Origin of the sequence: Mesorhizobium sp. M2A.F.Ca.ET.042.01.1.1 (assembly GCF_003997405.1) — a bacterium.
Lineage (GTDB): Bacteria > Pseudomonadota > Alphaproteobacteria > Rhizobiales > Rhizobiaceae > Mesorhizobium.
This window is the reverse complement of sequence record NZ_RZRX01000665.1, coordinates 1-385: the sequence shown is the minus strand read 5'-3', so window position 1 is coordinate 385 and position 385 is coordinate 1. Positions and strand designations below refer to the sequence as shown.

2 protein-coding genes are annotated in these 385 nt (G+C 65.2%); both read left to right on the top strand.

Annotation, left to right across the window (positions count from 1 at the left end):
* Positions 1–167: tyrosine-type recombinase/integrase (locus EOA23_RS35440; RefSeq protein ID WP_127307362.1), on the top strand; the 167-nt coding region annotated here is incomplete at its 5' end.
* A gap of 12 nt (positions 168–179) precedes the next feature.
* Positions 180–385 (top strand): transposase zinc-binding domain-containing protein (locus EOA23_RS35435; RefSeq protein ID WP_189341857.1); only part of this gene is annotated, 206 nt, incomplete at its 3' end.

Sequence of the window (385 nt, the reverse complement as noted above, 5' to 3'; positions counted from 1 at the left end):
CCACGCATCTGCTCGAGAACGGCACCGATATCCGCATCATCCAGGTGCTGCTTGGCCACAACAATCTTTCCTCGACGGCACGCTACACCAAGGTCTCGAACGGCCTCATCCGGCGCACGACGAGCCCGCTCGACAGGCTGAACATTGAAGTGGTGCCGCCGGGCTGACCGGTTCCGCCCATGTCGGCGAGACTGGAGGTGGCGGATATTTTCGGCCGCCACGGCGAGGCGTATCGGCAGGTTCATGACGGCCATCTCGGACGTGTCGAGCGGCGTGTGATGAGCGCGATCGAGCTCTGCCGGACGGCCGAGCTCGGCGGCCATGTCGAGGGCTGCCGATCCTGCGGGGCGATCCGCGTGGCCTACAATTCCTGTCGCAACCGGCA